The organism is Microcystis sp. LEGE 00066 (assembly GCF_015207925.1).
Taxonomy (GTDB): Bacteria; Cyanobacteriota; Cyanobacteriia; order Cyanobacteriales; family Microcystaceae; genus Microcystis; species Microcystis ichthyoblabe_A.
Genome location: NZ_JADEVX010000203.1, coordinates 1 through 6912, shown reverse-complemented (window position 1 = coordinate 6912; position 6912 = coordinate 1). Strand labels below are relative to the sequence as shown.

The 6912-nt window shown below is 45.9% G+C and carries 9 protein-coding genes and 2 pseudogenes; 7 read left to right on the top strand and 4 right to left on the bottom strand.

All coding sequences use genetic code 11. From position 1 onward, the window contains the following. Nucleotides 1–241 (top strand): transposase (locus IQ224_RS20070; RefSeq protein WP_194032751.1); only part of this gene is annotated, 241 nt, incomplete at its 5' end. Here IQ224_RS20070 and IQ224_RS20065 read toward each other — a convergent pair. Then, the gene (locus IQ224_RS20065) at nucleotides 218–652 is read right to left on the bottom strand and encodes a type II toxin-antitoxin system HigA family antitoxin (RefSeq protein ID WP_194033409.1); all 435 of its coding nucleotides are present in this window, start codon (nucleotides 650–652) and stop codon (nucleotides 218–220) included. The genes IQ224_RS20070 and IQ224_RS20065 overlap by 24 nt on opposite strands. A gap of 253 nt (nucleotides 653–905) precedes the next feature. Here IQ224_RS20065 and IQ224_RS20060 point away from each other — a divergent pair. Next, nucleotides 906–1433, top strand: a pseudogene (locus tag IQ224_RS20060) (ISL3 family transposase); the annotation flags it as partial. A 30-nt stretch (nucleotides 1434–1463) separates the two neighbouring features. Here IQ224_RS20060 and IQ224_RS20055 read toward each other — a convergent pair. Together IQ224_RS20055 and IQ224_RS20050 are read right to left on the bottom strand one after the other, a co-directional pair. Continuing rightward, a pseudogene (locus IQ224_RS20055) lies at nucleotides 1464–1644 on the bottom strand (IS1 family transposase); the annotation flags it as partial. Nucleotides 1645–1859: 215 nt separating this feature from the next. Then, nucleotides 1860–2150, bottom strand: a complete 291-nt coding sequence (locus IQ224_RS20050; protein WP_002753396.1) for a DUF5132 domain-containing protein — start codon at nucleotides 2148–2150, stop codon at nucleotides 1860–1862. A 137-nt stretch (nucleotides 2151–2287) separates the two neighbouring features. On the opposite strand from IQ224_RS20050, the gene IQ224_RS20045 reads away from it, so the two are divergent. The 5 genes from IQ224_RS20045 (at nucleotide 2288) to cax (ending at nucleotide 5893) form a co-directional block, all read left to right on the top strand. Continuing rightward, entirely contained in the window at nucleotides 2288–2875 is a 588-nt protein-coding gene (locus IQ224_RS20045) for a DUF454 family protein (RefSeq protein ID WP_036399769.1), read from the top strand. Between the two features lie 130 nt (nucleotides 2876–3005). Then, nucleotides 3006–3206 (top strand): hypothetical protein, encoded by a 201-nt coding sequence (locus tag IQ224_RS24375; RefSeq protein WP_228036328.1) that lies wholly within the window; start codon nucleotides 3006–3008, stop codon nucleotides 3204–3206. Nucleotides 3207–3384: 178 nt separating this feature from the next. After that, nucleotides 3385–3699, top strand: coding sequence for a DUF5132 domain-containing protein (locus IQ224_RS20035; protein WP_002741624.1), 315 nt, complete (start codon nucleotides 3385–3387; stop codon nucleotides 3697–3699). Between the two features lie 46 nt (nucleotides 3700–3745). Further along, nucleotides 3746–4771: a cell envelope biogenesis protein OmpA gene (locus tag IQ224_RS20030; RefSeq protein WP_194033408.1), complete on the top strand. Its 1026-nt coding sequence runs from the start codon at nucleotides 3746–3748 to the stop codon at nucleotides 4769–4771. Nucleotides 4772–4783: 12 nt separating this feature from the next. After that, complete coding sequence (gene cax / locus IQ224_RS20025) at nucleotides 4784–5893, top strand: calcium/proton exchanger (RefSeq protein ID WP_194033407.1); 1110 nt, start codon at nucleotides 4784–4786, stop codon at nucleotides 5891–5893. Between the two features lie 355 nt (nucleotides 5894–6248). On the opposite strand, the gene IQ224_RS20020 is transcribed toward cax, so the two are convergent. Beyond that, nucleotides 6249–6912 (bottom strand): transposase (locus IQ224_RS20020; RefSeq protein WP_194033406.1); only part of this gene is annotated, 664 nt, incomplete at its 5' end.

The following is a 6912-nucleotide window of genomic DNA, read 5'->3' as shown; positions in this document are numbered from 1 at the left end:
AGAGGGAATGCTATCCATCTCGGAATGGTTGGCAAAATCCTCCAGTGTTTTTACTAAGAGTTGTCAAACAATCCGAAACTGGTTTGGAGAAATAATTAGTTATTTCGAGCGAAGGACAACGAATGGGGTGGTCGAGGGAATCAACAATAAACTTAAACTAATAAAAAGAAGAGGCTATGGCTTTAGAAACTTTCGGAATTTTTGGGTTAGAAGTATGTTATCTTGGCATCTTGTCTGTTGATTTAGCATAAAGAGTAACGAAGAGCCAAAATAAATCAGGAGATATATTTAAAAAATTGGCTAATTTTTGAATATAGATAGGAGTTAACTCTTGTAGGCCATCAAAAATATCATCCAGGGTTGACTTACTTTCAAAGATAGATAGCAAATCTTGCTTTTGTAGGTTTCTTTCCTCTAATATGAATTTCAACAATTCAATCCCATAAATATCAGGTATTGGCTCTTGATTTTCCTCATACTCATAAATTAAAGACCCTAAAACATTTAGATATTCCCTTTCTTCTGTCGTTAATTGGGGTTTGTCTAAAAGGCGATTAATAACCTCCTGCATCATTTCTAAGTCTTCCTCATTGTGAATAGGACAAGGAGGGTATTGCTTTAATAATTCTAAGTATTTATCAGTGGCAAACATAAAGATAACTCTAATTTTATGGTTTAAATAGGGGTGACTGAAGGAGATACAAAATTTTTAGTTAATAATTTATAGTTTTCAGGCTCTACCGAACCTGTCATGTAAAACTATCAACAACTCATGCTTGTAAAGCTTGTATCCTAAGACTTTGAGCTTTTGTCAGATTGATATTTATCAACTTTAGAACCTTGCTGGGCTCTTCTAGGTTCTGTGTGAGCATGGTATAATGATAATACAGGACAGGAGGTGGGTTCTGTGGATAAATTTTGATCAACTCCTCGATTTACCAAATGTAACAGTGGTCAATTATCAAAAAATTGATGAGACAATTTTCCTAAAGCTTGCTCTTTTAAATGAAACAATTGAATGTCCGAATTGCCATCAAACCTTGGACAGAATCAATCAGACAGAGTACAATCTAGTCAGAGATTTGTCAATATTAGGCAATCCGGTATATTTAGAAGTACCACGCCGCCAGTTTCATTGTCAAAAGTGCCAAAAGTATATCAGTGAAAGACTGAGTTTTATGAGATTAAGACAGCATCATACAATCCGCTATGAATCGATGATTTATGAGAGAGTAAAAAATTCTAGTATCGAAGAAATAAGTCGAGAAGAAGGGTTAGGATGGGAAGAAGTTGAGTTAATATTTAATCATTGTGCTAAAGAACTAGAAAAGGAAGAGTGGGAAGCACCAGAACGAATAAGCCTAGATGAATTTAGTAACTTAAAAGGACATAAAGAATTCATAACAACGGTCGTAGATCTGGACAAGAAAATTTGACTAGATGTGATTAAAGAACATAAGCAAATGGACGTTTTTAACCCTTTCAATGGCTCGAAAACCCAGACCATTAACATACATTTTCAGACATTCCCGTTTCATTTCTTCAAAAATAACCTCTCTGGGGTTCATAAACCTCTGTAAATTGTCTTCCACAGTTCACACAAATATAGTTCTGTTTTCCTTTTTTATGACCATTTTTATTGATATGACTGTTTTTTCAAGTTCCCTGCCAGTATTGAGTCCGCTGCCTGCTGCGTGAATAGGGCGTAAAGCAGTCAGGGTGCATAAGCTGTCAGGGACAAGAGGAGTCGCCCGACTAACAGAGGAGAGAGCCGCTGAATATCCTCGAACAACTGGCAACTCAATGTCTGACACCGGGTAGGCCATTGTTGTCGGTCAGTCGGCATTTTCGGACTCAAGTTAGCTTTCGGAAATAATTTCTACTTCCCGAGGTGGCTGCGGAGCAGCTTTCCTAGTATCGACTTCCGATTTAGCTTCGGCCACGAGATCGTTCCACGATTCGGTCGCTTCGGCAAAGGAACTTTGCAGTTTTTCCGTTGTTTCCATGCCAAATTTAAGGCCACCTTTAATCAAGTCGCGACCAGAATCTGAGATGGATTTACCTAGTTCAGGGTTGACAGCAGCCCCGACGATGGGAGCAACAACTAAGACAGCCACAGCCCCAGCGCCCAATAATAGTAACTCTTCCATGATTACCTTGCTATTTGATCACTTCTAGGGTATCAAAAAACCCTTTAGTCTAAAAGGTCAAACTGAATTAATTTGGTTTAAAGTTGGACATAGCAATGTTTGACCATCCCGATCGGTAGAGAAAGCAAGAAAAGAAAATGACTCCAGCACTCGCAACCCTTGAATTAAACCTTCAGTTTAACGTAAGCAATGCTCAAGTCCTGCCGGTCGCAACGCGCTCGCTACGCGAGATCGCCCACCAGCCAAAAATTGACTGCCAAGTGCTGCACTCGCTGCCGGGGCGCCTTCGCCTGGGCATCCCCAAACTGGCCGGAGATTCCACATATAGCGAGAAACTGACTTATGCCCTCCAGTCCCTCCCTTGGATTGGGGAAGTCCGCATCAACCCGGCCGCAAGTTGCGCGATCATCAACTATCAGAGTCACCCCGGTTCGGAGTCCGAACAGCAGGCGGCAATTTTAGCAATCGTTCAAGAGGGCGAGGGAATCGCCCTCTTGTCAACTACCGCTCTAGAAGCCGTAGAAGCCGAGTTAGGGAGTTTTTGGGACCAGTTCTCTGGGGAACTGCAAAACTTTTTGACTGGATATGAAGGAATAGGAAAAGAAATTCTCAAGGCGATCGCCATCGCTAGTTTGATCGTAGGAATTGCTGGGGTGATCTTGCCCCTACTACCAGGAACGCCCTTCTTGCTCCTGTCCCATTTCTGCTTCCTAGCTTGCTCCTAATTAAGATGATTAACGTTGAACAAGTGGGGGCCAGTGCAACCCGCCCGTTCGAGAAAGCGCTATCCAAATCGTCCATTCCACCCCGGTCCGCCTACGGGTGCGCTTGGCTTGGCTGAGATGTTATCCCTTCTTGCACGAACCCCTGTCCACCTCAATTTTGTCCTTAGCAGCCGTCAGGGAAGTTCACTTGACTCCAGCGATCAACTCGATCGTCGTCTGCTACGATCCCCAGGGCATAACCGAAAAAGCCTTTCAGGAAAATTTCTGTCAGCTACTCCAACAACTCACTCCCGCCCACGGGCTTCGGTGCTGTGAGGCCGATAACTGGTGACACGACTTCGCCCGGGGAAGGAATCTTCTCCGAAGCAGCCGTTACTGGAAAAATTCAGGAAGTTGGCGGCAAGCTCATCGGCTCCTCCGTCGGCCGGGTAATAGGCAATTAGTCAATAATGCAGGTTAAACTGTTAATGAAAATATCCGATCGAGCGGTATAGAGATAGTAAGTGATTATGGATTTAGAAGCTTTGTTGTTAGGCATCGAGCCAGTGGCGGCACTGGGCGTTGGGGCAGCAGCTCTGGCTCTCGCCCCTCTCATTAGTGCTTTGGGTAATCCAGAGGTAGGAAAGTCTCTAGCAGAGTCCGGCCGCGACCTCACTAAAAGTGGCATTAAATGGGGACTAGAAACGTTCGAGAAGGTGCAAGAAACTGTAGCTGAAGCCAGTGAGTCCTGGAACGATCTGGTAGCAGAAGCCGAGGCAGAAATTAGAACTGCCAAGACTTCAACCAAGCCCGAGGCACCCACAGAAGTGGAAATTGCCGAATAATTACCCAACCCGATAGTTCTGGGGTAATCTCAGGAGGATAAAAGTAATGGCCAATCCAGATTCATCAGCCTCAGCAGGGGAACAATTTACTCACAATCCCGCCGATTTCCTAGCTGCTGCGCAGCGTATGGCGAACCAGATAGCAAAGGCGGCAAAAACCGCAGGGGAAGCAGCCGCCCAGCAATGGCAGACAGCAAGCGACTCCGTTCTTGAAGCCGCTAACCCCCTCCTCAAAGCCACCCAAGATACTGGCCAAGCTCTCGTGGAAACGGCCAGGTCGGCGGTCAAACCCTTGGCTGAACAAGCCAATCAAGTCGGGCAAACCGCCCTGCAAACGGCAACGGCAACCGCAGAGTCCGTCGTCTCAGCCACCGGGCAAATCGCCGGCCAGATCAGCCAAGCAGTGGATCCGGCGGCCGTGGGTGGTGCTTTTCTAGGGATGTCGGCGGGACAAGTGGCCGGTGGAATGATCGGCGGGGCCATCGGTTCGGCGCTTGGACCGGGCGGGGCGGTTTTAGGCGCTCAAGTGGGCGCTTTTGCTGGCAGCGCCACCGGAGCAAAGTTAGGCTATGATGTCACCCACGAAATTGTCCACCCCGAACCAGACAAGGCTCAGAGGGGAGCAAATCCGATCGAGATCGCAGAACACCTGAGCAAGAAAAGCGGCGAGAAGCTCGGTGAAACCCTGGGGACTGCGGGGGGCGCAATTGTGGGGACGGTCATCGCCGGGCCTGCGGGCGGCATGGTAGGCGCTCTGGCCGGAGAGGTTTTGGGGGGACAGTTAGGGACAGATGCAGCAGTTGCCTTAAATCAACAAGTCGAGCGGCAAGGAAAACCCTCTCAGGAAGCTCCGTCCGAACAGACAGACGTGAGAGATTGGACGATCAAGACAGGGAGCAGTTTTGTCGGGGAAACAGGAACTGCTTTGGTGGGAGGGGCGATCGGCAAGTTAGTCGCTGGTGCAGCGGGGGCAGAGATCGGTCGGAGCTTAGGTGCGATCGCTGGCAAGAAAATCGACTGGACATCTCCGCCTCAACCGGGTTCACCTCTTCAAGTACCCCAAGACGGTTAAGAGGACTCCCCCATGTCAGCTAAAAACAAATTTTTGCTCTTGCTGCTGATCTTCGTGCCGATCACTCTTGCTGCTGAGTGGCTGAAGTTATCACCCGTCCTCGTCTTTGTCCTCTCTGCTTTGGCGATCGTTCCCCTAGCGGCCTTCATTGCTGAAGCAACGGAAGTCATTGCCGCCATTATTGGCCCGACCCTAGGCGGTCTGCTCAATGCCACCTTTGGCAATTTAACGGAAATGGTCGTCTCAGTAGTGGCGCTTAGGGCCGGATTAGTCGAGGTGGTCAAGGCGAGTATTTTAGGGGCGATTATTGCCAATTTGCTCTTAGGATTGGGGTTGGCAATGTTGTTAGGAGGCTTGCGCTTCCAACAACAAAATTTTGCGCCAGAAATTGCTCGCCTCAATGCCTCTTCCTTGCTGCTTTCTGTGTTAGTTTTGCTGACTCCCAGTGCCATTCACTTTACTTCCGACGGTTTGCCGAAAGCTGCCATCCAAAACTTTTCCTATGCGGCTGCCATTTTGTTGCTAATTTTTTATGGATTGAGCCTCATTTTCTCCCTTAAGTCTCAGCAAGATGTGAAAAGATTAAATGGGCTAGAAGCGAGAGAAAATCAGCCTCAGCCAGTCAGCGGTCGCAACGCGCTCGCTACGCGAGACCGCCGCTTGGCAAAATTTGGAAAACCCGTCACAATTCTGCTCATCTGTACCGTTGCTCTAGTGGTCATTTCAGAAATTCTGGTGGGGAGTCTAGAAGAGACGGTAAAAGTATTAGGCTGGACCGAGCTATTTACAGGTATTATTTTACTGCCCCTATTTGGCGGAGTCGTGGAATACATTACTTGCGTGACAACCGCCCTCAAAAATAAGATGGATTTAACGGTGGCGGTATCTATTGGCTCGACTTTGCAGGTGGTTTTATTTGTGGCTCCAATTTTAGTTCTAGTGAGCCTATTCTTCCCGACTCCTCTCTCCCTAGAATTTAACGTTTTTGGTATGTTTGCGGCTACGGCGGCAGTTCTCATCACCAGTTCTATCAGTTCCGATGGCCAGTCTAATTGGCTAGAAGGAGTTTTATTGTTAATTTTATATGCCGTTTTAGGTACAGCTTTTTATTTGCATCCTTAGATTTCATCCCTGTTATGATTCATTCTTTAATTGGTTCGGTGATAGGGGGATTACTCTTGATTGCTCTTCCTGTTCAAGCCTAGCCTAAGTTAAGAGTCGGTGTCTATGTTTCACCGCCTTATGTCATAGAAAATCAAGTGTTAACTGTCCATGATATTTCCTCCCTAAATAAACCTTCGCCTTCTCCAAAATCTTCGCCCTACCAACCGAAAAGCACAACTAAGTTTGATGGGATTAGTATTGAGATTTGGCAGAGAATGGCCACTTCAGAAAATTTAGAATACCTGGACTTCCCCGTTGACAAAAGGCCATAATCTGTGCTGTAGAAGGGATTAAAAGAATTTCCGCCGCCCCGTTACTGGGTACAAATCAGGGAAACTCCCAATAAATCTAACGCTTTTTGTTGCAGTTGGGTCGGTCGAGTTATCTTAGAAAAACGATAACTTCCCTCCCTAATCGTACATTCCACTGTATTCAAGCAAATCGTCCCCAAGTCTTCCAACAAAGTCCGAAAGCTATGCACAGGAAAGTTCTCTTGATTCCGTTTTTTTCTCTCTTTAGACTGAGCGGATTCACTGCGACTCGCTTTAATCACATTCAGAGAACCATCATCAATTTCTTTATCCTCAAATAACAAAGGAGCCAAGCACTGTTTTAAATGCCATTCCACATAATAAGCCAACATACATAAAAAGATATGAGCTTTGACTCTATCACCCTTATAATGATAGATAGGACGTACCTTTAAATCAATTGACTTATAACAGCGAAATGCCTCCTCCACTTGAGACAAACTTTTATAAGCTTTAACCGTCGTCGCTGCATCCATCAAAGTTGACTCCAGAGAAGTTCTTAACACATACACACCATCCAAAGCCGTTTCTTGAGCGATTAATTCCAGCTGACGCTGATAAGAAAATCCTTCCTCTGTTATCTCTAAGTTATAGTATTTATTGACCTTAAACTGATTAAGAACCTTGCCCACTCTCAAAGCTATCTTATCTTGACCCTTTAAAGCT